The 23,060-nt window shown below is 62.3% G+C and carries 20 protein-coding genes and 2 tRNA genes; 16 read left to right on the top strand and 6 right to left on the bottom strand.

Going from position 1 to position 23,060, the window contains the following annotated elements:
- Nucleotides 1-46 precede the first annotated feature (46 nt).
- The 4 genes from JAB1_RS03175 (at nt 47) to JAB1_RS03190 (ending at nt 2,289) form a co-directional block, all read left to right on the top strand.
- On the top strand, nt 47-250 hold the full coding sequence (locus JAB1_RS03175) for a hypothetical protein (RefSeq protein WP_034786145.1): 204 nt from the start codon (nt 47-49) through the stop codon (nt 248-250).
- Nucleotides 251-397: 147 nt separating this feature from the next.
- A complete protein-coding gene (gene serS, locus JAB1_RS03180) occupies nt 398-1,687 on the top strand; it encodes a serine--tRNA ligase (RefSeq protein WP_070278728.1) in 1,290 nt (429 codons plus the stop codon).
- Nucleotides 1,688-1,763: 76 nt separating this feature from the next.
- Nucleotides 1,764-1,853, top strand: a tRNA-Ser gene (locus JAB1_RS03185).
- A 346-nt stretch (nt 1,854-2,199) separates the two neighbouring features.
- Nucleotides 2,200-2,289, top strand: a tRNA-Ser gene (locus JAB1_RS03190).
- A 164-nt stretch (nt 2,290-2,453) separates the two neighbouring features.
- Here JAB1_RS03190 and JAB1_RS29120 read toward each other — a convergent pair.
- Nucleotides 2,454-3,116, bottom strand: a complete 663-nt coding sequence (locus tag JAB1_RS29120; protein WP_139144423.1) for a hypothetical protein — start codon at nt 3,114-3,116, stop codon at nt 2,454-2,456.
- Nucleotides 3,117-3,239: 123 nt separating this feature from the next.
- Here JAB1_RS29120 and hisC point away from each other — a divergent pair, with 123 nt between their 5' ends.
- The gene (hisC, locus tag JAB1_RS03200) at nt 3,240-4,298 is read left to right on the top strand and encodes a histidinol-phosphate transaminase (RefSeq protein WP_070278730.1); all 1,059 of its coding nucleotides are present in this window, start codon (nt 3,240-3,242) and stop codon (nt 4,296-4,298) included.
- Nucleotides 4,299-4,346: 48 nt separating this feature from the next.
- On the opposite strand, the gene JAB1_RS03205 is transcribed toward hisC, so the two are convergent.
- Nucleotides 4,347-5,000, bottom strand: coding sequence for a PEP-CTERM sorting domain-containing protein (locus JAB1_RS03205; protein WP_230522696.1), 654 nt, complete (start codon nt 4,998-5,000; stop codon nt 4,347-4,349).
- A 259-nt stretch (nt 5,001-5,259) separates the two neighbouring features.
- On the opposite strand from JAB1_RS03205, the gene JAB1_RS03210 reads away from it, so the two are divergent.
- The 8 genes from JAB1_RS03210 (at nt 5,260) to JAB1_RS03245 (ending at nt 14,655) form a co-directional block, all read left to right on the top strand.
- Complete coding sequence (locus JAB1_RS03210; RefSeq protein ID WP_070278732.1) at nt 5,260-6,129, top strand: NAD(P)-dependent oxidoreductase; 870 nt, start codon at nt 5,260-5,262, stop codon at nt 6,127-6,129.
- 204 nt (nt 6,130-6,333) lie between these two features.
- Complete coding sequence (locus JAB1_RS03215; protein ID WP_080753631.1) at nt 6,334-7,398, top strand: YeiH family protein; 1,065 nt, start codon at nt 6,334-6,336, stop codon at nt 7,396-7,398.
- A 16-nt stretch (nt 7,399-7,414) separates the two neighbouring features.
- A complete protein-coding gene (locus JAB1_RS03220) occupies nt 7,415-8,719 on the top strand; it encodes a D-amino acid dehydrogenase (protein WP_070278735.1) in 1,305 nt (434 codons plus the stop codon).
- Entirely contained in the window at nt 8,716-9,489 is a 774-nt protein-coding gene (locus tag JAB1_RS03225) for a thiazole synthase (protein ID WP_070278737.1), read from the top strand. The genes JAB1_RS03220 and JAB1_RS03225 overlap by 4 nt, the downstream gene beginning before the upstream one ends.
- 129 nt (nt 9,490-9,618) lie before the next feature.
- Nucleotides 9,619-10,629: a porin gene (locus JAB1_RS03230; protein WP_070278740.1), complete on the top strand. Its 1,011-nt coding sequence runs from the start codon at nt 9,619-9,621 to the stop codon at nt 10,627-10,629.
- A 226-nt stretch (nt 10,630-10,855) separates the two neighbouring features.
- Nucleotides 10,856-12,670, top strand: coding sequence for a sulfoacetaldehyde acetyltransferase (gene xsc, locus JAB1_RS03235; RefSeq protein ID WP_070278742.1), 1,815 nt, complete (start codon nt 10,856-10,858; stop codon nt 12,668-12,670).
- Nucleotides 12,671-12,884: 214 nt separating this feature from the next.
- Entirely contained in the window at nt 12,885-13,886 is a 1,002-nt protein-coding gene (pta, locus tag JAB1_RS03240) for a phosphate acetyltransferase (RefSeq protein ID WP_070278744.1), read from the top strand.
- On the top strand, nt 13,876-14,655 hold the full coding sequence (locus tag JAB1_RS03245) for a sulfite exporter TauE/SafE family protein (protein ID WP_070278746.1): 780 nt from the start codon (nt 13,876-13,878) through the stop codon (nt 14,653-14,655). The genes pta and JAB1_RS03245 overlap by 11 nt, the downstream gene beginning before the upstream one ends.
- Here the strand turns inward: JAB1_RS03245 and JAB1_RS03250 are convergent.
- Nucleotides 14,645-16,042 (bottom strand): RtcB family protein, encoded by a 1,398-nt coding sequence (locus tag JAB1_RS03250; protein ID WP_070278748.1) that lies wholly within the window; start codon nt 16,040-16,042, stop codon nt 14,645-14,647. The genes JAB1_RS03245 and JAB1_RS03250 overlap by 11 nt on opposite strands.
- Before the next feature lie 446 nt (nt 16,043-16,488).
- Here JAB1_RS03250 and JAB1_RS03255 point away from each other — a divergent pair, with 446 nt between their 5' ends.
- From JAB1_RS03255 to JAB1_RS30165, 3 genes are all read left to right on the top strand, one after another.
- The gene (locus JAB1_RS03255) at nt 16,489-17,376 is read left to right on the top strand and encodes an RNA ligase family protein (protein WP_034788010.1); all 888 of its coding nucleotides are present in this window, start codon (nt 16,489-16,491) and stop codon (nt 17,374-17,376) included.
- Nucleotides 17,373-18,512: an AAA family ATPase gene (locus JAB1_RS03260; RefSeq protein WP_070278750.1), complete on the top strand. Its 1,140-nt coding sequence runs from the start codon at nt 17,373-17,375 to the stop codon at nt 18,510-18,512. Before JAB1_RS03255 ends, JAB1_RS03260 begins: the two co-directional genes overlap by 4 nt.
- A 243-nt stretch (nt 18,513-18,755) precedes the next feature.
- Nucleotides 18,756-19,448, top strand: a complete 693-nt coding sequence (locus JAB1_RS30165) for a choice-of-anchor E domain-containing protein (protein WP_083299541.1) — start codon at nt 18,756-18,758, stop codon at nt 19,446-19,448.
- Here the strand turns inward: JAB1_RS30165 and JAB1_RS03270 are convergent, their stop codons facing one another.
- The 3 genes from JAB1_RS03270 to JAB1_RS03280 are packed head-to-tail and all read right to left on the bottom strand — an operon-like array spanning nt 19,449 to nt 23,036.
- Complete coding sequence (locus tag JAB1_RS03270) at nt 19,449-21,182, bottom strand: cobalt chelatase (protein ID WP_070278754.1); 1,734 nt, start codon at nt 21,180-21,182, stop codon at nt 19,449-19,451.
- Nucleotides 21,179-22,153, bottom strand: coding sequence for an AAA family ATPase (locus JAB1_RS03275; RefSeq protein WP_083299542.1), 975 nt, complete (start codon nt 22,151-22,153; stop codon nt 21,179-21,181). The genes JAB1_RS03270 and JAB1_RS03275 overlap by 4 nt, the downstream gene beginning before the upstream one ends.
- Before the next feature lie 40 nt (nt 22,154-22,193).
- On the bottom strand, nt 22,194-23,036 hold the full coding sequence (locus JAB1_RS03280; RefSeq protein ID WP_034787999.1) for an IclR family transcriptional regulator: 843 nt from the start codon (nt 23,034-23,036) through the stop codon (nt 22,194-22,196).
- Between the last annotated feature and the right edge of the window lie 24 nt (nt 23,037-23,060).

Consider the following 23,060-nt stretch of genomic DNA (forward strand, 5'->3'; position numbering starts at 1 on the left):
CCATACCAGCAGCAGTCAACGAAACAAACTAACCAGGAGTAACATCATGAACGCACTGAAAAACATGGAAATCACCTTTGTCGCCGCCGCCATCATCGCCATCGGCGCCAGCTTCGCCACCGCCGGCGCGAATACGGTGGAAGTGAGCGCCAGCAGCACCGTGATCGCTCAGGCTGCCGACAGTACGATGCCTGTCGTTACCGTCAGCGCCCGCCGCCTGACCGCTGCCGAAAAAGCCGCGTTCATTTAAGCAATAAGCTAAGCAGACAATGTAAAGCGGGTGCGAGTGCCCGGCCATGCCGCCATGACGATGGTTGGCCATGTGCAAAACTCATAAAGAACTGAACGGGTCTTGGTACAATGAGTGCTTTCGATACATCGGCACCGCCATCCACCCATGATAGATATCCAACTTCTCCGTAAAGACATCGCCACCGTCGCAGAACGCCTGGCGACGCGCAAATTCCAGCTCGACGTGGCAGGTTTCAATGCCCTCGAAGCCGAACGCAAGGCGATCCAGACGCGCACCGAAGAGCTGCAAGGCAAGCGCAATGCGCTGTCCAAGCAAATCGGCATGTTGAAAGGCAAGGGGGAAGACACCTCGGCCGTGATGGCGCAAGTGGCTGGCCTGGGCGATGAATTGAAAGCCGATGAAGCGGCCCTGAGCGTAGTGCAAGCCAAGCTGAGCGACTTCATCATGGCCGTGCCGAATTTGCCGCACGAGTCGTCGCCTCTGGGTACGGACGAGTCGGGTAACGTGGAAGTGCGCAAGGTCGGCACGCCACGCACTTTTGACTTTGAAGTCAAGGATCACGTCGATGTGGGCGGCCCGCTGGGCCTCGATTTCGAAGTGGCCACCAAGCTGACCGGTTCGCGCTTCTCCGTCATGAAGGGCGGCATCGCCCGCCTGCACCGCGCGCTGGCGCAATTCATGCTCAACACGCACGTGGACGAACATGGCTACACGGAATGCTATACCCCGTACATGGTCAATGCCGACTCGCTGCGCGGCACGGGCCAACTGCCGAAATTCGAAGCCGACCTGTTCTCGGTGAAAAAAGGCGGCGCGGAAGGCGAGGGCGAGACCTTCTACCTGATCCCGACGTCGGAAGTTTCGCTGACCAATATCGCGCGCGATGAAATCCTCGCGCTGGATCAACTGCCTCTGAAAATGACGGCCCATACGCCATGCTTCCGTTCGGAAGCGGGCAGCTACGGTCGCGACACGCGCGGCATGATCCGCCAGCACCAGTTCGACAAGGTGGAAATGGTGCAAGTGGTGCATCCGGACACGTCGTACCAGGTGCTCGATGAAATGGTCGGCCATGCGGAAACGATTTTGCAACGCCTGGGCCTGCCATACCGCGTGATGTCGCTGTGCACGGGCGACATGGGTTTCGGCGCCACCAAGACCTTCGACCTGGAAGTATGGCTGCCGGCGCAAAACACCTACCGTGAAATCTCGTCCCTGTCGAACTGCGAAGCCTTCCAGGCCCGCCGCATGCAGGCGCGTTTCCGTAACGCCGCCGGCAAGCCGGAACTGGTCCACACTCTGAACGGCTCCGGCCTGGCAGTGGGCCGCACCTTGGTGGCCGTGCTGGAAAACTACCAGCAGGCAGACGGCAGCGTCGAGATCCCGGCCGTGCTGCGCCCATACATGGGTGGCCTGACGCATCTGAAGGCCTAAAATAGTCCTTTCCTTTTCGCCGCGGGCTGCTATAATCTTGCCTTCTCGCAGCAATGCGGGAAAGACCGCAGCAAATGGAGAGGTGGCAGAGTGGTCGAATGTACTTGACTCGAAATCAAGCGTACGTTAAATCGTACCGTGGGTTCGAATCCCACCCTCTCCGCCAGAACAAATAGAGAAAGCTCCCGCAAGGGAGCTTTTTTTATTTGTGGCGGCGGAAAGGAGCAAGGCGCCTGCGCGCCTTGCGCGTGGGATTCGAAGACGAGCGCGTACTCGCGCGAGACTCCCCGAATCGTCAATTTGGTTTTACGCGTGCGCCAAGGTGGCGTCTACAAAGGCGAGCCGCGCCTTGTACGAGGCTCCCCGAATCGACCAATTGGTTTTTTGGTTTGGCTACCAGCCCTCAGTTGCAAATCGCCAATAAAACCCCTACCCAACCCAACAATCCCCATGCTAAAATAGCGCCTCGTTCAAACAGGCACGCCAGTTTGAACGAATAGACCGCAGTAAACGGAGAGGTGGCAGAGTGGTCGAATGTACTTGACTCGAAATCAAGCGTACGTTAAATCGTACCGTGGGTTCGAATCCCACCCTCTCCGCCAGAATACATAAGAGAAGCTCCCGCAAGGGAGCTTTTTTTATGCCCAGAACAGATGCCAGCCACCAGCACATCAAACCCAGGTAGAAAAAACCGCCCAAAGCGCGCAGCGCAAGGCGTTTTTTCCTCCATTCAGGCTTTGAAAGCCAGCGTTCCCACAAACGCAATCTAATGCACTAGCCTCGCCACCGCAAACGCGACGCCCGACATGGCAATGATCGTCCCCACACACGACAGGATGACAGCCGACTTCGCCTCAGCCACATCGGACTTGGTCGCATAATTGGAGCGCACCACAGCGAGGTCCAGTTTCAAGCCACTGACATCCGTCTTGAGAACGCCGACATCGGTCTTGAGAGCAGCGACATCCGTTTTCAGGCCGGCAACATCCACCTTGATGTCCGCAACATCGGTTTTCAAGTCCGCAACATCGACTTTGATGTCAGTCACATCGGCCTTTACATCCTTTACGTCCAGTTTCACACTGGCCATGTCCTTTCCCAGCGTGTTGACTTGCTCGTCCATGGCGCAATCCTCCGTGCTTGTCACTGCATGCTCCTCGCTTTTTTCACCGCTGTCAAACAGTGTCCCGAGGGTATCGCGCATGGCTTTGCTATTGCTTGCCAGGCGTTGCGCCAGCGCCGTCACGCGCTGCAAGTCGGCCATTCCTTCGCCCTGCAGCTGCTCCGTGGCAGTCTGCAATTCGACGGTGATCTGCCCGCTGAGACTGGCTGCAACCTGTAGCCACGCATCGATCTTGCGCTGGCGTGACTGTTGCGTCAGCGCGCCATGCCGCATTTGCGTATCGCTCAGCTTGTGCATGCTGTTCATGCTGCGTCCTCTTCACGTTGGGGCCGATGCCGCCCACGCTACTCCTCGCCGATGGTGTCCGCCTTGACCCCGCTCACCCTATGGTAATCTAGCGTGTCCCCATCCTGTCCCCATACCCAAGCAATGAGCCGATTCTGGAGCAATATCGTCAGCGAGCTGACCCCCTACATCCCGGGCGAGCAACCCAAACTGCCCAACCTGGTCAAACTCAACACCAACGAAAATCCCTACGGCCCGTCGCCGCAGGTGCTCGCCGCACTGCGCGAAGGAGCCAACGACAGCCTGCGCCTCTACCCGGATCCGTCCGCCAGCGAACTGAAGCAAACCCTGGCCGGCTACCACGGCTTGAACAGCAATCAAGTGTTCGTCGGCAATGGCTCCGACGAAGTGCTGGCGCTGGCTTTCATGGCCTTGCTCAAGCACGATGCGCCGCTGCTGTTCCCGGACATCAGCTACAGCTTCTACCCCGTGTATTGCAAGCTGTACGGCATCGATTACCGCACGGTGGCGCTCGACGATGCCATGCGCATCCGTCCGGAAGACTACCAGGGGCCGTGCGGCGCCATCATCTTCCCCAATCCTAACGCCCCCACGGGCGTGGACTTGCCGCTGGCCGGCGTGGAAACCTTGCTGCGCGCCCATCCCGATGCCGTGGTGGTGGTCGATGAAGCGTATGTGGATTTCGGCGGCGAGAGCGCCGTGGCCCTGGTGGAGCGGTATCCGAACTTGCTGGTGGTGCAGACATTCTCGAAATCGCGCTCGCTGGCCGGCTTGCGCGTGGGCTGTGCATTCGGGCATCCGGACTTGATCGAGGCGCTGGAAAGAGTCAAGAACAGTTTCAACTCGTATCCGCTGGACCGGCTGGCGCTGGCCGGGGCCGTCGCATCGCTGCACGACGAAGCGTATTTCCAGCAGACTCGCCAGGCCGTTATTGCCACCCGCGAACAGCTGGCGGCGGACTTGGCTGCGCTGGGCTTCGAGGTACTGCCCTCGGTGGCCAACTTTGTCTTTGCGTGTCATCCGCAGCATGACGCGGCGCAACTTGCCGCCGGCTTGCGTGCCCGCTCCGTGATCGTGCGCCACTTCAATGCGCCGCGCATCAGCCAGTATTTGCGCATCAGCATTGGTAATGTGGGCGAGTGCGCGGCCTTGATGGCGGCGTTGCGCGAGATATTGTCGTGATGGCAGGCCTGGTACGGCTACCGGCAGCCGTACCAGGCGCCAGTTTGCTTACTGCTGGCTGACTCGGCGGCGGCGCGCCATGAAGCCGAGCAAGCCCAGGCCGCCCAGCAGCATGCCGTAAGTGGCTGGCTCCGGTACGGCCGACACGGACAGGTTATTGATGGTTGGCCAGATACCGATCTGTCCGGCTGTGCTGACGGACAGGTCGGAGAACGCGTCCGACGACACGAAGCCGATAAACGAAGCTTGCGTCGGCAGGGCCAGATCATAGCTGAGCAGCTCGCCCAGCGCATTGCGCGCCGTCAGCGTGATGCTCTGGCCATTGGCATATTCGCCGGCAAAGTTCGATCCGAAGAAGAATCCCCCCACACCGCGTACGGCACTGGAAAAGTTGGAGAACACCACGCTGTCGTTGCGGTCGTTCGTACTCAGCCAGTTGTCGCTGCCCGTGCCTGCGCCATACAGGATGGGCGAGGCGCCAACGCTGCTGACCGTGTAGGCATAGCTGCCCGCGTTGCGGTTCAGCGGGCCGTCGAGCGCATCGATGGGTAAATCATCAAAGGTGTCGACGCCGGTATTGCCGACCGCTGCCAGATAGGCGGACTGGCTGGTAAATACCGTGATGTCTGCGTGTGCGGCGCTGGCGGCGAGCAGCAGGGCGGCGGCGCTCATGATTTTCAGGCGGGAGAATGCAGTTTGCAAGATCGACTCCTTCACAAGGGTTGGGAAAAGGATGCGGCAAAAGTTTACTTATTTATAATGCCAATTCAATATAATATTAACTAGAAAAAAATGCAATACAAAGTTCTTTATGATAATTTTCGTCTTGTATAGCTGAAAAGCGGATGTTTCCCAATCACCACTCCGTGTACGCCAAACGTCGCGCAGGGCCGCGCCATGCTGCCGCCACGGGCCATTTGTGCAACAATAATCGGATTCATTCATCGACAGGACGGACAATATGGCAAAAGTGGCATTCATCGGTTTGGGCGTCATGGGTTTCCCCATGGCAGGTCACTTGGCGGCGGGCGGGCACGACGTCACCGTGTACAACCGCAACCCGGCCCGCGCGGCCGCCTGGCTGGAACAGCACAAGGGCAGCAGCGCCGCCACGCCGGCTGCTGCGGCGGCGGGCGCCGAGTTCGTCTTCACCTGCATCGGCAACGATAACGACCTGTACCAGGTCATCCTGGAAGAGGGCGGCTTGCTGTCCGCCATGGCGCCGGGCAGCATCCTGATTGACCACACGACGGCTTCGGCCGAAGCGGCGCGCACCATCCACGCGGCGGCGAAAGAGCAGGGCGTGTTCTTCCTCGACGCGCCTGTGTCCGGCGGCCAGGCGGGCGCGGAAAACGGCAAGCTGACGGTGATGGCGGGCGGCGATGCCGAGGCGTATGCACGGGCCGAGCCTGTCATCGCCCTGTTCTCGCGCGCCGTCACCTACATGGGCGCTTCCGGTTCCGGCCAGCTGACGAAGATGGTCAACCAGATCTGCATCGCCGGCCTCGTGCAAGCCTTGAGCGAAGGCATCGCCTTTGCGGAAAACGCGGGCCTCGATGCGGCCCTCGTCGTCGACGTGATTTCCAAGGGCGCGGCGCAGTCGTGGCAGCTGGAAAACCGGGGCAAGACCATGATAGAGCGCAAGTTCGACTTCGGTTTCGCCGTCGACCTGATGCGCAAGGACCTCGGCATCTGCCTCGCCGAAGCCAAGCGCAACGGCAGCGACTTGCCCGTGACGACCTTGACGGACCAGTTCTATGGCGAAGTGCAACAGGCAGGCGGCAACCGCTTTGATACATCCAGCCTGATTACCCGCCTGAACAAAAAGTAATCGTTCAAACGCCAGACACGGCGGCGCGTCCCTGCACAGGGCCGCGCCGCTTGTCGTTTACACCAGCATTAACCTTAAAACGTCAGTTTCCGGAACATCCGGTTTCGATTTTCATGGAAAAGCATGGACTTCGCTAGCTCATCGTGTATTATTAAAAAACGAGATGAAATGTCCCAATTTTTAAAACATTATGAGCGGACCCGCATGAAAACCAACTCCTCAGCGATAACACGCGTTGTCGACAAGAACATTCCCTACCTGTCTTCCGCCGTTGCCATCTGGCGTCCCCGCGCCGTGCTGCGCAGCTGGCCCGGCGTGGCCATCGCGCTGGTGATCGCCCTGTCGGCCACCTTTATTTCCAGCAATTACGGCGGTCCTCAGCTGCTGTATGCGCTGTTCTTCGGCCTGGCTTTCCACTTCCTCGCCTCCGACCCCACCTGCAAGCCCGGCATCGAGTTTTGCAGCAAGGTGCTGCTGCGCACGGGCGTGGCCCTGCTGGGCGCGCGCATCACCTTCAACCAGATCGCTTCCGTCGGCGTGACGCCGTTATTGATCGTCGTCGGCGGCCTGGTGGCAACTTTGGGCTTCGGCTACCTGCTGGCCAGGTGGCTGAAACGCCCCATCACGGAAGGCATCCTGTCGGGCGGTTCCGTGGCCATCTGTGGCGCCTCGGCCGCGCTGGCCATCTCGGCCGTGCTGCCGCAAACCAAGGAAAACGAAAAATTCACGCTGCTGACGGTGGTGGGCGTGACGACCCTGTCGACCCTGGCCATGATCGTCTACCCGCTGCTGGTCAAGCTGCTGGGCTTTGATCCGACGGAAGCGGGCGTGTTCATCGGCGGCACGATTCATGACGTGGCGCAAGTGGTGGGCGCCGGCTACCTGGTCAGCAACCACACGGGCGACGTGGCCACCTTCGTCAAGCTGACGCGCGTCGCTTGCCTCGTGCCTGTCGTGCTGGGCCTGTCGATCATGTTCAAGCGCAAGGACGGCAAGAGCGAAGTCGATGCGCCGCCGCTCGTGCCATTCTTCCTGATCGGCTTTGTGTGGCTCGTCATCACGAATAGCCTGGGCCTGATTCCGCAGGAAGTGAATGGCTGGATCAACAATGCCTCGCGCGCCTGCCTCGTCATCGCCATTGCCGCGCTGGGCGTGAAAACGTCGTTCCAGTCGCTGGCCTCGCTGGGCTGGCGTCCCGTGATCATGCTGGTGATGGAAACCGTATGGATCGCCGCCTTTGTCGCCATCGCCGTGCTGCTGACGCGCTAAGCGAGCCGGGCCTGCCATGAAGATCCTAGTCCTCGGCGCCGGCGTGGTCGGCACGGCATCGGCCTGGTACTTGCGCCAGGCTGGCCACGATGTGCGCGTGTTCGAGCGCCAGCCGGGCGCCGCGCAAGAAACCAGCTTCGGCAATGGCGGGCAGATATCCGTCTCGCACGCGGAACCGTGGGCCAATCCCGCCACCCTGCGCAAGGTCGTGTGCTGGTTGGGCAAGGACGATGCGCCGCTGCTGTTCCGTCCTCGCCTCGATACGCTGCAATGGCAGTGGGCGCTGCATTACCTGCGCGAGTGTTTGCCGTCGCGCGTGTCGCGCAATATGCGGCAGATCGTTGCCCTGGCCGAGTACAGCCGGCAGAGTTTGCAATCCCTGCGCCGCGAAACGGGTATCGAATATGACCACCTGGAGCGCGGCATTCTGCATTTCTATACGGACCAGCAGGAGTTCGATAAATCGCAGTCGGGCGCCGCCCTCTTGCGCGAACTGGGCTGCCCGCGCAACACCGTCAGCGCCGATGAAGTGATACGGCTGGAACCGGCCCTGGCCCATGCCCGCCAGCACATCGTCGGCGGCGACTTTACGGCCAGCGACGAGTCGGGCGACGTGCATTTGTTTACCACGGCCTTGGCGGCCCGCGCCGCCGCTGCCGGCGTGGATTTTCGCTTTGGCATGACGGTGACGCGGCTGCTGCAGGACGGCGAAAGAGTTACCGGCGCGGAATGCATCGATGCGCAAGGGCGCCACCGCATCGAGCATGCGGATGCCGTGGTGGTGGCCATGGGCAGTTTTTCCGCGCCCTTGCTGCAGCCGCTGGGCATGCGCTTGATGCTGTATCCGGGCAAAGGTTATTCCGCCACCTATCCGATTCTTGACCCATCCGCCGCACCGACCGTCTCGCTGACGGACGATGGCCACAAGCTTGTGTTTTCGCGCCTGGGCGAGCGCCTGCGCGTGGCGGGCACGTGCGAGCTGAACGGCTATACGCGGGAACTCAATCCCGTGCGCTGCGCCGCCATCACGCGCCGCGTGCAGGCGCTGTTCCCGCACGCCTGCGATTACGGCGACCCCGTCTACTGGGCCGGCCTGCGCCCCCTGACACCGTCAAACGTGCCCTACATCGGCGCCACGCGCTACCGCCAGCTGTTCCTCAACACGGGCCACGGCACCTTGGGCTGGACCATGGGCTGCGGCGCGGGCAGGGCGATCTCGGACCTCGTGTCGGGACGCCGGCCGGAAGTCGATTTTGCGTTTTGCGGGGAGCCACCCCGGCCAGAGACCGCTTTGGTTCAACTTAGGAGAGCACCACGATGAGAGACGACGCCACCCCCAGCCAAGCACCCGGCGGCCTGACCCTGGCCGGCACCACCTACCAGTCGCGCCTGCTGGTGGGCACGGGCAAATACAAGGATTTCGAGGAAACTCGCCTGGCCATCGAAGAGAGCGGCGCCGAGATCGTCACCGTGACGATACGCCGCGTGAACATCGGCCAGGAGAAGGGCGAGCCGAACCTGCTCGACTTCATCCCGCCATCGAAATACACGATCCTGCCCAATACGGGCGGCTGCTACAACGCGCGCGACGCCGTCTACACCTTGCAGCTGGCGCGCGAGCTGCTGGGCGGCCACCCGCTGTGCAAGCTGGAAGTGCTCGGTGATGAAAAGACCTTGTTCCCGAACATGCCGGAGACCTTGAAGGCGGCCGAGCAGCTGGTGCGCGATGGCTTCCAGGTGATGGTGTATTGCAGCGACGACCCCATCCAGGCGCGCATGCTGGAAGACATCGGCTGCATCGCCGTCATGCCGCTGGCTTCCCTGATCGGCTCGGGCATGGGCATTCTGAATCCGTGGAATCTGTCGCTGATCATCGAGCAAGCCCGCGTGCCCGTGCTGGTCGATGCAGGCGTGGGCACGGCGTCGGACGCGGCCATCGCCATGGAGCTCGGCTGCGACGGCATTTTGATGAATACCGCCATCGCGGCGGCGCGCGAACCGATACGCATGGCGCGCGCCATGAAACTGGCAGTGCAGTGCAGGCGCGACGCGAGGCTTTACCTGGCCGGAACGCAATGCCGAAAAGTATGACGCAGCCTGGCGCCATGCGCGCCTCGCCCTCGTCGCCAATGGCCGGGCTGATCGCCTGAGCCAAGTTTGCAGCACCGTAGTTGATTATCGTTTCAAGCGTTTATAAAAACCACAATACCTGGAGATGACATGAAACACACACTCGTAGCGGCAGCCATCCTGGCCTCCTTCTTCGCTGGCAACGCCAGCGCCCAATCGTCCGTCACCGTGTACGGCTTGCTCGACGCGGGCCTGACATCCGAACATGGCGGCGCGGACGGTTCCGTCACCAAGCTGGCCACCGGCGTGCAGTCGGGCAGCCGCATCGGCTTCAAGGGCACGGAAGACCTGGGCAATAATTTGAAGGCCAATTTCTTGCTGGAAAATGGCCTCGACGTGGATACGGGCGCCAACCGCCAGGGCGCCTTGTTCGGCCGCAAGGCTTACGTGGGTCTGTCGGGCGGCTTTGGTGCCGTAAACCTGGGCTTGCAGCACAACCCGCTGTTTACCGCGCTGGACAATATCGACCCCTTCGAGACGGGCATGACGGGCGCCTCGATCAACCTGATGAGCGTGGCCAGCCTGCGCACGAAAAACTCCATCATGTATGAAACGCCGAAGGTGAACGGCTTGTCGGCCGCCATCATGTATGGCTTGGGCGAAAAGCCGGACAGCAACACCCTGGGCCGCACCATCGACTTTTCCATCGACTACGCCAATGGCCCGCTGGTGCTGACGCTGGCGCATGACAACCGCAAGGATACGCCGCTGAACACGGCGAAAGTGACCTTGCTGGGCGGCACCTATGACTTCGGTCCCGCCAAGCTGCACGCCGCGTATGAGACGGACAAGGATGATGCGGGCACGGATTTCCGCAACTACATGCTGGGTGCGTCGGCCCCTGTAGGCGCGGCGGGCAGCGTGATGGCGTCCTACATCAAGAAGGATGACCGCACGAATGCGCGCCGCGGCGGGCGCCAGCTGGCCATCGGCTATACCTATGCCTTGTCCAAACGCACGAATCTGTACACCTCGTACGGCCGCATCAACAATGATGGCGCGGGCACCAATTTCGTTGGCGATGCCTCCAGCGGCGGCAGCGTGCCCTTGCCTGGGCATAACTCGAGCGCCTTCACGGCCGGCATGCGCCTGAAGTTCTAAGCGCGGCGCAAAAGGAGAACGATGGCGGCTTGTCTGTTGCGGATAAGCCGCCATTGTTGTTTCAGGAGTGGACCTAAGTCACGGATTCCGGATTCAGGAATGAAACAGTCCGATTTTTCATGAATTTTCATTGACAGCGCATTTCGCAACCGTTAAATTGAACACGTATTTCAAATATCGGAACAAAATATACCGATTTTTTATAAAACCGTAAGGAGACTGAGCCATGACCGATTTGTCCGACCAAAAAGCCGCCGCCGCAGCGATACCTGTGGGCCCGCAAAAGATGACGCCTTCCGAAGCGTTCGTGGAAACCCTGGCCGCCAATGGCGTGACCGACATGTTCGGCATCATGGGCTCGGCCTTCATGGACCCGATGGATATCTTTGCCCCGGCCGGCATCCGTTTGATTCCCGTCGTGCACGAGCAGGGCGCCGGCCACATGGCCGACGGCTATGCCCGCGTCTCGGGCCGCCATGGCGTGGTCATCGGCCAGAACGGCCCCGGCATCAGCAATTGCGTGACCGCCATCGCCGCCGCCTACTGGGCGCATACCCCGGTCGTGATCATTACCCCTGAGACGGGCACGATGAGCATGGGCCTGGGCGGTTTCCAGGAAGCGAACCAGTTGCCGATGTTCGAGGAATTCACCAAATACCAGGGCCACGTCACCAATCCGGCCCGCATGGCCGAATTCACGGGCCGCTGTTTTGACCGCGCCATGTCGGAAATGGGCCCGACGCAACTGAACATCCCGCGCGACTATTTTTATGGCGAAATCAAGGCGGAAATCCCGAAACCGAACCGCCTGGATCGCGGCGCCGGCGGCGAGCAAAGCCTCAACGATGCGGCGGAATTGCTGGCCAAAGCCAAGTTCCCCGTGATCATCTCCGGCGGCGGCGTCGTCATGGGCGAAGCCATCGAAGAGTGCAAGGCGCTGGCCGAACGCCTCGGTGCGCCCGTCGTCAACAGCTATCTGCATAACGACTCGTTCCCTGCCAGCCATCCGCTGTGGTGCGGCCCGCTCGGCTACCAGGGTTCCAAGGCGGCGATGAAACTGATCGCCAAGGCTGACGTCGTCGTGGCCCTCGGTTCGCGCCTGGGACCGTTCGGCACCTTGCCGCAGCACGGCATGGATTACTGGCCGAAAAACGCCAAGATCATCCAGATCGACGCGGACAACAAGATGCTCGGGCTGGTCAAGAAAATTTCGGTGGGCATCTGCGGCGACGCCAAGGCGGCTGCCAAGGCGATTATTGCCCGCCTGGATGGCAAGAGCCTTGACTGCGACGCCACGCGCGACGAGCGCTATGCCACCGTGCAAGCGGAAAAGGCCGCGTGGGAAGAAGAGTTGACCAACTGGACGCACGAGAAGGATGCGTACAGCCTGGACATGATCGAACAGCAGAAGAAAGAGCCGGGCAACTATCTGCACCCGCGCCAGGTCTTGCGCGAGCTGGAAAAAGCCATGCCGGAAGATGTGATGGTGTCGACCGACATCGGCAACATCAACTCGGTGGCGAACAGCTATCTGCGCTTTGAAAAGCCGCGCAGCTTCTTTGCGGCGATGAGCTTTGGCAATTGCGGCTATGCCTTCCCGACCATCATCGGCGCCAAGGTTGCCGCACCGCACCGTCCGGCCGTGTCGTATGCGGGCGACGGCGCCTGGGGCATGAGCCTGATGGAAACGATGACCTGCGTGCGCCACAACATTCCCGTCACGGCCGTGGTGTTCCACAACCGCCAGTGGGGCGCGGAAAAGAAAAACCAGGTGGATTTCTACAACCGCCGCTTCGTGGCAGGCGAGCTCGACAACCAGAGCTTTGCCGAGATTGCGCGCGCCATGGGCGCCGAAGGCATCACGGTCGACAAGCTGGAAGACGTGGGCCCGGCCTTGAAGAAGGCGATCGACATGCAGATGAATGAAGGCAAGACGACCATCATCGAAATCATGTGCACGCGCGAGCTGGGCGACCCGTTCCGCCGCGATGCGCTGAGCAAACCGATCCGCCACCTGGACAAGTACAAAGACTATGTTTGATGTGATGGTGTTGTTGGATTACGCCCTGGCGGGCTAATCCAACCTACCCAACCTACGCGACTGTGTAGGTCGGATTAGCCGGGCCTCGGCCCGGCGTAATCCGGCACCACCCTGACCGATCCTTGTATGACCCCGGCTTGCCGGGTTTTATGTGCCGGAACCATGTTTCATGCTTCCATGGTTCCGGTACTTTTTTTACCGAATTGGAGTCGCCATGAAAGCCCTGCACCGCATCATCGAGCAAGCCCGCGCCGTGCCGAAGAACATCGTGTTGTGCGAGGGCGACGACGCGCGCGTGCTGCAGGCGGCCGCGCGGGCGGCAAGCGAAGGCCTGGCGCACATCACCATCGTCGGCAAGCCGGCCGCCATCCTGGCCCTGGCGCGCGAACATGCGCTGGACCTCGATAGCGTGCGCCTGGTCGACCCGGCAGAGTCCAGCGAGTCGGAACACTATGCCCAGCAATTGTTTGTGCTGCGCCAGGCCAAGGGCATGACGGTGGAGCAGGCGAGGATCGCCGTGCAGGATCCGCTGTGCTATGCCAACCTGATGGTGCGCCTGGGCGACGCGGATGGCTGCGTGGCGGGAGCCGTGCACACGACGGCCGACGTGGTGCGCAGCGCCATCCAGATCATCGGCGTCGATCCGGCCTTCAAGCTGGTGTCGAGCTTTTTCCTGATGATGCTGTGCGAACCTTTCCACAGCCTCAAGGGCGGTTTCATCTTTTCCGACTGCGCCCTCGTTGTCGACCCGAAGGCCGAGGAACTGGCCGACATCGCCATGGCGGCCGCCGACAGCGCGCAAGCCTTGCTGATGGAAGAACCGCGCGTGGCCATGCTGTCGTTTTCCACCAGCGGCAGCGCCCACCACGCGGCCGTCGACAAGGTGCATGCGGCAACAGACCGGGTCAAGGCCCAGCGTCCGCTGCTGGCCATCGATGGCGACGTGCAGCTCGACGCGGCCATCGTGGCCGAGATTTCGCAGAGAAAAGTCAAGGATTCCGTCGTCAACGGCCGCGCGAACGTGCTGGTGTTCCCGAACCTCGACGCGGGCAATATCGGCTACAAGCTGGCCGAACGCATGGGCGGCGCCGTCGCCATCGGCCCCCTGCTGCAAGGCTTGAAGAAGCCCGCCAACGATCTGTCGCGCGGTTGCAGCGCCGACGACGTGTACAACGTGATTGCCGTCACGTCCGTGCAGGCCCAGGGTGGACGCTGACTTCCTGTTCAGCTTGCCGGTGCTGGCGCTGCTGGGCGTGGTGGCGGCGGGCACGTATTTTCAGACCGTCACGGGTTTTGGCCTGGGCATGATCGTCATGGGCGTGGCCAGCGGCATGGGCCTGGCGCCCGTGCCCGCACTGGCGGCCCTCGTCAGTTTGTTGTCCTTGGCGAATTGCCTGGTGGCCTTGCCGGGCGCCTTGCACCACCTGGACTGGCGCGCCATCCGCGCGGCCAGCATCGGCCTGCTGCCAGCCATGGCGGCTGGCGTGTTGTTACTGGGATACCTGGACCAGGCGTATGCGCCCCTGCTGAAACTGTTGCTGGGCGCGGCCATCGTGTATGGCGGCGTCAGCATCCTGCTGCAGGCGCCGCCGGGGCCGGGCGCGGCGGACAAGCGCAGCTTCTTCATCAGCGGCGTGTGCGGCGGCCTGTTCTCGGGCCTGTTTTCGCTGGCGGGACCGCCGCTCGTGTACCAGTTTTATCGCCAGGAAATGAGTTTGAAAACCATCCGCTACAGCCTGATCTTTTTGTTCGCCATCAGCGCGGGCGGACGCTCGCTGATGGCGGGCAGCCAGGGCCAGCTCGACGCGAAAGTCTTGCTGCTGTGCGCGCTGGCCTTGCCCGTTGGCGTGCTGGCCACGATGGCCGGCAAGCGCTATCCGCCACCGATCGCCCAGCGCGGCATGCGCCGGATCGCGTTTGCCGTGCTGACCGCCATCGGTATCTCATTGATGGCGGCCGCCGTGCCGCAATTGCTCAGGCCTTGAACGTCAGCAGGGGCTTCAAGCGCGCCACCGATTGCAGCAAGCCAGCTTCCTCCTGCGCGGCGATGACGGGACCGATCTTTTTATACGCCATCGGCGCTTCCTCGACGCGGCGTTCTTCGCGCAAAGTCACGCACTGGAACGCCATCTCGTCGCCGCCCAACGTGGGCCGCATGGCGCGCATGGCCTGGCGACGGATGCTGCGCCCCGCGCCATGCGAGCACGACCACAGCCAGTCAGGATTGCCCGTGCCCGTTGCCACATAGGAGTAATCGCCCATGGAGCCGGGGATCAGCGCCAGGTCGCCCTCGCGCGCCGGCGTGGCACCCTTGCGGTGGATGTTCATGCCGTGCTCGCGCAGGATGACGTTGTGGGGCACGTCCACCACCAGGCGAGAGGTATCGTGCGCATACACCTGCGACAGGCTGTCCCGCACCAGCTCGGCCAGGACCATGCGGTTGACCCAGGCATAGCGCGATGCCACGCCCATGGCGTCCATGTATTCGCCGGCCAGTTCGCCCGTCAAGCCGTACAGGCCGGACTGCGGGTGGCGCACGCCTTTCGGCCAGGCCTCTTTGGCTCGGTCCATCCAGCGGCTGCCGACGAAAAAGCCCACGTCGCGGCTGCCGCTGTGGATCATGACGACCACTTCGCCAGGCACCAGCCCGTGCCGGTACGCGGCATGGCGGTCCATGACGGCATCGACCAGCTGGATTTCCACGAAATGGTTGCCCGATCCCGTGGTGCCCAGGCTGGGGTCGCGTATTACTTCGCGCGTGCCGACCAGCGCTTCGGGCGCATGGCGCAAGCCGCCGCCCAGTTCGCGCAGGGCGATGCAATCGTCGAGCTCGCGCAGCAGGCGTTGCTTGTCGACGCGGGGCCACAAGCCCTCATTGTGCAGGCTGTCGATGAACGCTTCCGGCCCTACGTCGAACAGGGCGGCAAACGCTTTCGAGCGCAGCGGCACGTTGCGGCCGTCTTCCAGCAGCACGTGCTTGAGCTTGCCGAGCAGCTGCGGCTTGCGCACCTCGAACTGCGCCAGGCTCAGGCCCGTCGTGATCAGGCGCATGCCGCAGGCGATGTCCGTGCCGGGAATGGCGGGGATCACCATGTCGGGGCTGGTGGCAACGATGCTGCCCACGGGGGCGATGCTGCCCGGGTGGAAGTCGGGCGTGGCGCATGCCTTGCACACATGGCCATCCTGGCCGGGCACGCTGACGGCGGCAAACTCCATCAGCTGGCGCACGGCTTTTTCCTCGAGCGGAAAGTTGTGGGGCAGCAGCACGGACGCCTGCGCGTGCGGATTGCTGAGTGTATAAATGCCGTCGGCATAGGCGACAGCGATGCCCTGGCGGCGCAGGGCTTTTTGTAATCTGGATAGGGGAAACACGATTCTGCTCCGGAAATAACGAATGCACGGCCCTTTTGCAAGGGCCATGTTTGTTTTCCACGCAGCAGCGACAGGAAGTGCCGCCAGCTTAGCAAACTTTGTGCGGATTGCAAAGCCGCCGGTGCCGACAGTGCGCGCAAGAGCGCGCACAATACGCGGAGCCACTTGCAAAATAATCAAACAGCCTTTATATTCGCGGTTCTTTCTCGAACCTCTTCCTTATTGGAGCCAAAAGTGCCTCGCTTCTTCGCCATCACCTGCTAACGCTGACGAAATGCTCTCTGCAGCATCGTTCGGCGCGTTGACGCCCCCGATTGCTGCGGCACTGTTTTTGCTCCCTCCGCACACGTATGCGAGACGCCAGTCTCGATCGTCCACGCCCGAACACGTCGTCAGCACCCCTGACCCTGTATGGACACGCCCCGGTGAACGCGGCGTGGGACGCTATGTTTTTACAATCTTTACCCTTATTCAAATACCCGCGCACGCCGCACCTGGAAGGCTCGCGCCTGCAGGACGGCGACGACGGTTCCGACCAGATGCCCCTGAAAAAGCTGGCCGGCCAGTACGTCGTCATCGAGGAAAAAATCGATGGCGCCAACTCTGCCGTGTCGTTCAGCGATGCGGGCGAGGTGCTGCTGCAGTCGCGCGGCCATTACCTGGCGGGCGGCGGCAGCGAACGCCAGTTCAACCTGTTGAAACCGTGGGCGCACGCGCATGAACACGCCTTGCTGCATCTGCTGGAAGACCAATTTGTGCTGTTTGGCGAATGGTCGTACAGCAAGCATTCCGTGTTTTACGACCGCTTGCCCCATTACTTCAACGAGTTCGACGTGTATTGCCGCCGCACCCAGATGTTTTTGTCGACGGCGCGCCGCCACGCCATGCTGGCCGGCTCGCCCGTGCTCTCCGTCCCCGTGCTGTATGCGGGCAAGATGCCCTCGTCGCCCAAACAGTTGTGGCAGTTGCTGCGCCATTCGCTGGCCAAGTCCCGCCTGTGGCGCGACGCTTTTGAAACCGCGGTGGCGCGCGAACGCCTGCCGCTGGACCTGTGCTGGAAGCAGACGGACAAGTCCGACCACGCGGAAGGCCTGTACCTGAAAGTGGAAGACGACGAGCAAGTACTGGCCCGCTACAAGCTGGTGCGCCATGACTTTACGCAAACCATCCTCGACAGCGGTTCGCACCACAGCACGCGGCCCTTGATCCCGAACCAGCTGGCCGAAGGCGTGGACCTGTACGCGCCGCAGCCGCTGGTGACGTGGGAAAGCCTGGGCTTGCACACCTGCCATTCGCTGGATGAACTGGCAACCTTTCCAAGGAGTACAAGATGAACTGGAAACAGTTACAACAACTGGTGCCGCCAGCGGGCCAGTCGCCCGATTTCAATGCCTGCCTGGCCGCCTTCCCGCAGCTGGAACTGGCGAAAACGACGCCGCAAAACCCCGTGTATCACGCGGAAGGCGATGTGTGGACGCATACGATGATGGTGGTGGAATCCCTGCTGGCCATGCCCGATTACCAGCAAGCGACGCGGGCGGAACAGGAAATCGTGTTCCTCGCCGCCTTGCTGCACGACGTGGCCAAGTGCAGCACCACGGTGATCGACCCGGTGACGGGCGCCATCGGCCAGCCCGGCCACTCGCGCAAGGGCGCCCTCGATGCGCGCATCGCCCTGTGGGATTGCGACGTGCCGTTTGCCGCGCGCGAGGAAATCTGCCGCCTGATTAACGTACATCAAGTGCCCTTCTTTGCGCTGGAAACGTCGCGGCGCGGCGTCACGCCGGAATTTATCGTGCGCGAACTGTCGTGGCAGGTCGATATCCGCTTGCTGGCCATGCTGGCCGAAGCCGATATCCGTGGACGGATCTGTCCCGATCCGCAGCGCATACTTGACGCCATCGAGCTGTTCCGCGAACTGGCGTGCGAGGAGGGCTGCTACGGTCAGCGCAAGGTCTTTGTCGATGATCACACGCGCGTCAAATATTTTCGCGGCGCCGAGGCGCATCCCGATTATTCCCTGTTCCAGGAGCCGGGTTCGCACGTGATCGTGATGTCGGGCTTGCCTGCTTCGGGCAAGAATACGTGGGTGGAGAAGCACCATCCGCGCCTGCCCGTAGTCTCCTTCGACGATGCGCGGATGGCCTTGGGCTTGAAGCACGGCAAGAACGAAGGGCAGGTGGGCGACTATGCGGAAGAGCGGGCGCGCGAACTGCTGCGCAAGGGCGAACCGTTCGTGTGGAATGCCACGCATCTGTCAAAACTGATGCGCGAAAAGACGCTCAACCTGCTGTATAAATACCACGCGCAGGTGGAACTCGTGTACCTGGAGCAGCCACGCAAGGAGTTATTGCGGCGCAATGGCCAGCGCGACACATCGCTCAGTAACAAGAAGCTGCAGTCGATGCTGTGGAACTGGGAAATCCCCTTGCCGATGGAAGCGCATGCCGTGCGTTACTGTGTCGCTTGAGGCGCCAGCAAAGGTGCGGCGCTTCATTCGGCCGGCTGTTTGATCGTTTCCGGGGAAATCAAAATAACAACACTTATTTTTAAAATTGCAACAAAGTGAGTATATTGCGACTTTTTCATTTATTACAATGAATTGCCTGGATAGCCGCATTGCCGGGCTGCGGCGCGAGGGGCTACCCTCGCGTTTCCCGTGTGAATCACTGGCTGATCCACGTCCCCCTCATTGAATGAACAGGAGTCATCGATGCACAAATCTCTCATCGCATTGGCCGCCGCCGCCATGGTTGGCTTTGGCGCCATGTCTTCCGCACAGGCGGCTACCGAGACCATCACCTTCAGCGCCGACCGCGCCCTGGGTGCCACCAATTGGTCAGACACCCTGGGATTGGGCAAGTTCGACAGCAACCTCGGTACCTTGACCTCGATCAAGTTCCACCTGGAAGGCGCCGTACAGGGCAGTGGCAAGGCGGAAAGCCTTGACGCCAGCGCCTCTGACGTGACCCTGAGCCTGGCGTCGCTGCTGACCTTGTACCGTCCCGACAATTCCACCTTGCTGGTGGCCAACCCACTGTTCACGCAGACGTTCGCCCTGAGCGCCTTCGATGGCAGCATCGACTTTGCAGGCACCTCGGGCGCCAATACAGGACCCCGGTCCAGCACGGGCGCCAACTCCTACACGAGCGGCAGTGCCAGCGACTTCGCCCTGTTTTCCTCGGCCGGCGGTGGCTTGATCCAGCTGGGACTGAACGCCATCGGTTCCTCGACGGGCAGCGGTTCCGGTAATTTGCTGACCCAATTCCAGACGGCCGCTTCCGGCCGCGTGGCAGTGACGTATGAATACATCAGCGCCGTGCCGGAACCGGAAACGTATGTGATGCTGCTGACGGGCCTGGCGCTGGCCGGCGTGATGACGCGCCGCCGCAAGTCCATGGTGTGATCAGCGTTTCCCGCGTCCGGCGAGCAACTGGGCGATTTCGCTGAACAGTTCATTGTTCAGCGAGGCGGGCAGGGTGGTGGCCAGGCTGCGGCTGTAGTAGGCGCCCAGGTCCAGGCCCAGGCCCAGCCCGCAGATTTCCACGGCGCCCTGCGCTTCGCGGCGCGCCACCACTTGCTTCAAGTGTTGCGCCAGGTAAAACTCGTCGTTGGCCAGATTCGTGGCCGTATCCATCGGGCAGCCGTCGGACACGACGAGCAGGATGCGCCGCCGTTCCGGGCGCGCCAGCATGCGGTTGCACGCCCAGTCCACGGCTTCGCCATCGACGCCTTCGCGGTACAGGTCCGCTTTCAGCAGGGCCGCGATGTCGGGCCGCGCGCGGCGCCAGCTCGTATCGCCATCCTTGAAGACCATGTGCACGAGTTCATTCAGACGGCCCGGGTTGGCGGGCGAGCGGGCGCGCATCCAGTCGCGCCTGACTCGTCCCCCGTTCCACGCGCCCGTCGTAAAGCCCAGCAACTCCGTGCTGATCCCGGCCTGGTCCAGCGCGCGCAGCAGAATGTCGAGCAGCACGGCCACGGATTCCGCATGCGTCTTCATGGAGCCGGAGCAGTCGACGAGGAAGGTGACGAGGCAGTCGGCCTGCGGCAGGAATTGTTCCTTGCGGAACAGTCGGCGCTCCGACGGTGAACTGATCAGTTGCGCCAGGCGCCGGCCATCGATAGTGCCCTCTTCCTCGCCGAACGACCAGCCATCGCGCTCGGGTATGGCCAGCAGTTGCGTGAAACGCCGCGCCAGGCGGGCCGTGTTGATGCCCAGGCTGGCGATGCGCGCATCCATGCGTTCGCGGTATTCGAGCAGCAGGGCGCGGCGCACCAGCTCGCCCGCTTTTTCTTCGCGGTCGTACGCCGTGCTGTAAATCCGGTAGGCGCCATCGCCGTCGCTGAAGGCGCGGCTCTCGCCCAGCGGTGCGCTATCGGGAACGTTGTCATTCTCGCTGTCAAAATCGAGCAGCAGCTTGAAGGCCGCCTGCGCCTTGGCGTCGCCGGACTCGTCCTGGCTGCCGTCGCGCGCCGTTTGCGCGTCTTGCAGCATGGCATCGACGGCGTGGGCGATGGCCAGAGAGTGGCGCGCAAAGGCCGCCTGGTCCATGCGGTGGCGGCGCAATCCGGCCAGGTCGCCGCTCAATTGTGAAGAGATGGACCAGCGCGTCGCTTCGATGAAATCTTCCGTCTTTTCCAGCACGGGCCGCGCCGTCAGGCGCGACCAGCACATCTGGAATACCGTGTACAGCAGCAAGCCCGAGGCGCCTTCGGCCAGGCCGGAATCGTAGAATGCGTGCGACCATGCCGTGAAACGGTGGCGCAGGTTGCCGATGACGCCAGCGTGGTGCTCGGGCGCAAGCGTTTCCACCCTTAACTGTTCCAGCAATTCGAACACGAGGCGCGCGACGGGCTCGGCCGGGCAGAGCGACTTGTGCAAGGCGGCGTCCGTGTGCAGCAGGCGCAGGGCGACGCTGTCTGCCGCGCCGCGCAGCGAGGGCAAATCCTGCAGCGCGGCATCGGGCTGCAGATGGGCTGCGTGGATGGGCACGGGGCGGTGGCCATCGTGCAGGCGCCGGCCACGGTAGCGGATGGAGGCAACGCCGCTCAGCGCGCGGATGGCGCCCGCGCACAACTCGTCCGTTTCCTGCTGTTCGCGCGTGTAGGCGGCAGGCGCGGTCGCTTCCGTACTCATGCCTGGCTCGCCAGCAATTCCTCATTGAAACAGCGCTGGTAATACTCGGCCACCAAGGGCCGCTCGGCCTCGTCGCATTTGTTGAGGAAGGACAGGCGGAAGGCCAGGGCCGGGTCGCGGAAGATCTGGCAATTCTCGGCCCAGGTAATCACCGTGCGCGGCGACATCAGGCAGGCCAGGTCGCCCGCCGCATAACCGTGGCGCGTGAGGCTGGCCACGGCCACCATGGCGGCTGCCAGCTGGCGGCCCGCCTCGTCGTTCATGGCGGGAACACGGGCCAGTACGATCTCCGTTTCTTCCGCCTGCGGCAAATAGTTCAGGGTAGCAACGATATTCCAGCGGTCGATCTGCGCGTGATTGAGCACCTGCGTGCCGTGGTACATGCCGTTCAGGTTGCCGAGTCCCACCGTATTCGACGTGGCGAACAAACGGAAGTGGGGATGCGGCGTGATGACCCGGTTCTGGTCGAGCAGGGTGAACTTGCCGTCGCGCTCCAGAATGCGCTGGATGACGAACATCACGTCGGGGCGGCCCGCGTCGTACTCGTCGAAAATCAGGGCCACGGGACGCTGCAGCGACCAGGGCACGATGCCTTCCTGGAATTCGGTCACCTGCTGCTGCTCGCGCAGCACGATAGCGTCCTTGCCGACCAGGTCCAGGCGACTGATGTGGCCGTCCAGGTTGACCCGCACGCAAGGCCAGTTCAGGCGCGCCGCCACCTGCTCGATATGCGTGGACTTGCCCGTGCCGTGCAAGCCCTGCACCATCACGCGGCGGTTGTGGCTGAAGCCGGCCAGAATCGCCAGGGTCACGTCCTGGTTGAAGCGGTAGGCGGGATCGATGTCGGGCACGTGCGGGTCGCGCTCCGTGAAGACGGGCACGCGCAGGTCGCTGTCGATATTGAACAGGCTGCGCACGGACTGCAAGGTTTGCGCCGCTGCGGCGGGGGGATGTTGGCGTGAATCTGGCACCTTGTTCTCCTGTGAAACCGCAGCATGGGCGCTACGGCGGTTATGAGTGACCGGCTTGCAATGCGTCGTCGTCCCCGCCCGTCGTCGGCATGGTTTCCGATTCGATGGCGGCCAGGGCTTGCGCGGCGCGTTGCAATGCTGGCAAGAAATGTAAAGCCTTGTCGTGCGTTAAACGGATGATGGGCGCCTGGATGGCCACGGCCAGGTTCGAGCGGCCGTTCGGGTTCGGCACCAGCACGGCCACGCACAGCAGGCCGGGCAGGAATTCCTCGTCGTCCAGCGCATAGCCGTTGCGGCGCACCAATTCCAGTTCGCGTTCCAGCTTGACGGGGTCCGTTTCCGTCTTGTCCGTAAAGCGCGTCAATTCCATGTGGCCCAGCAGGCGGCGCCGTTGCACGGGCGTCATTTGCGCCAGGAACAGCTTGCCGCTGGACGAGCAGTGGGCCGGCACGCGCGAACCGGGATGCAGGTAGAAGCGCAGTGGGGCCGCCGTTTCCACGCGGTCCAGGTACACCACTTCGCTGCCGCTGAAGGCCGTCAGGTTGCAGCTTTCGCCCACTTCCTCGACCAGTTGGCGCAAGACCATGCGGCGGGCGCCATGGAAAGTGTTGTTAATCAGCAGGTTCGATGCGAGGCGGCGCAGGCGCACGCCCGTGCTGTAGTGGCGGCCATCGCTTTCGCGCTGCAGCACGCCCACGCTTTCCAGCTGTTGCAGCATGCGGTGCAGGGTGGGCTTGGGCAGCCCCGTTTCTTCCACCAGCGCTTGCAGCGACAGCAACTGGTCTTTTTCGGCAATCACTTCCAGCAAGGCAAACAAACGCATCGTGGGCGTGTCGCCTTCCAGTTTTTCCGGCTCAAGTTTTGGGGATGAAATCATGTCCATGGTGGCCTCGGTTGGGTAGCTATG

It is taken from the genome of Janthinobacterium sp. MP5059B (assembly GCF_001758645.1).
Lineage (GTDB): Bacteria > Pseudomonadota > Gammaproteobacteria > Burkholderiales > Burkholderiaceae_D > Janthinobacterium > Janthinobacterium lividum.

Coding starts and splice junctions, on each gene's coding strand:
- JAB1_RS03255 (WP_034788010.1), top strand. CDS start 16,489: ATGTTTTTACAATCTTTACCCTTATTCAAATACCCGCGCACGCCGCAC.
- serS (WP_070278728.1), top strand. CDS start 398: ATGATAGATATCCAACTTCTCCGTAAAGACATCGCCACCGTCGCAGAA.
- pta (WP_070278744.1), top strand. CDS start 12,885: ATGAAAGCCCTGCACCGCATCATCGAGCAAGCCCGCGCCGTGCCGAAG.
- JAB1_RS30165 (WP_083299541.1), top strand. CDS start 18,756: ATGCACAAATCTCTCATCGCATTGGCCGCCGCCGCCATGGTTGGCTTT.
- JAB1_RS03215 (WP_080753631.1), top strand. CDS start 6,334: ATGAAAACCAACTCCTCAGCGATAACACGCGTTGTCGACAAGAACATT.
- JAB1_RS03280 (WP_034787999.1), bottom strand. CDS start 23,036: ATGGACATGATTTCATCCCCAAAACTTGAGCCGGAAAAACTGGAAGGC.
- hisC (WP_070278730.1), top strand. CDS start 3,240: ATGAGCCGATTCTGGAGCAATATCGTCAGCGAGCTGACCCCCTACATC.
- JAB1_RS03260 (WP_070278750.1), top strand. CDS start 17,373: ATGAACTGGAAACAGTTACAACAACTGGTGCCGCCAGCGGGCCAGTCG.
- JAB1_RS03210 (WP_070278732.1), top strand. CDS start 5,260: ATGGCAAAAGTGGCATTCATCGGTTTGGGCGTCATGGGTTTCCCCATG.
- JAB1_RS03225 (WP_070278737.1), top strand. CDS start 8,716: ATGAGAGACGACGCCACCCCCAGCCAAGCACCCGGCGGCCTGACCCTG.
- JAB1_RS03175 (WP_034786145.1), top strand. CDS start 47: ATGAACGCACTGAAAAACATGGAAATCACCTTTGTCGCCGCCGCCATC.
- xsc (WP_070278742.1), top strand. CDS start 10,856: ATGACCGATTTGTCCGACCAAAAAGCCGCCGCCGCAGCGATACCTGTG.
- JAB1_RS03220 (WP_070278735.1), top strand. CDS start 7,415: ATGAAGATCCTAGTCCTCGGCGCCGGCGTGGTCGGCACGGCATCGGCC.
- JAB1_RS03270 (WP_070278754.1), bottom strand. CDS start 21,182: ATGAGTACGGAAGCGACCGCGCCTGCCGCCTACACGCGCGAACAGCAG.
- JAB1_RS29120 (WP_139144423.1), bottom strand. CDS start 3,116: ATGAACAGCATGCACAAGCTGAGCGATACGCAAATGCGGCATGGCGCG.
- JAB1_RS03230 (WP_070278740.1), top strand. CDS start 9,619: ATGAAACACACACTCGTAGCGGCAGCCATCCTGGCCTCCTTCTTCGCT.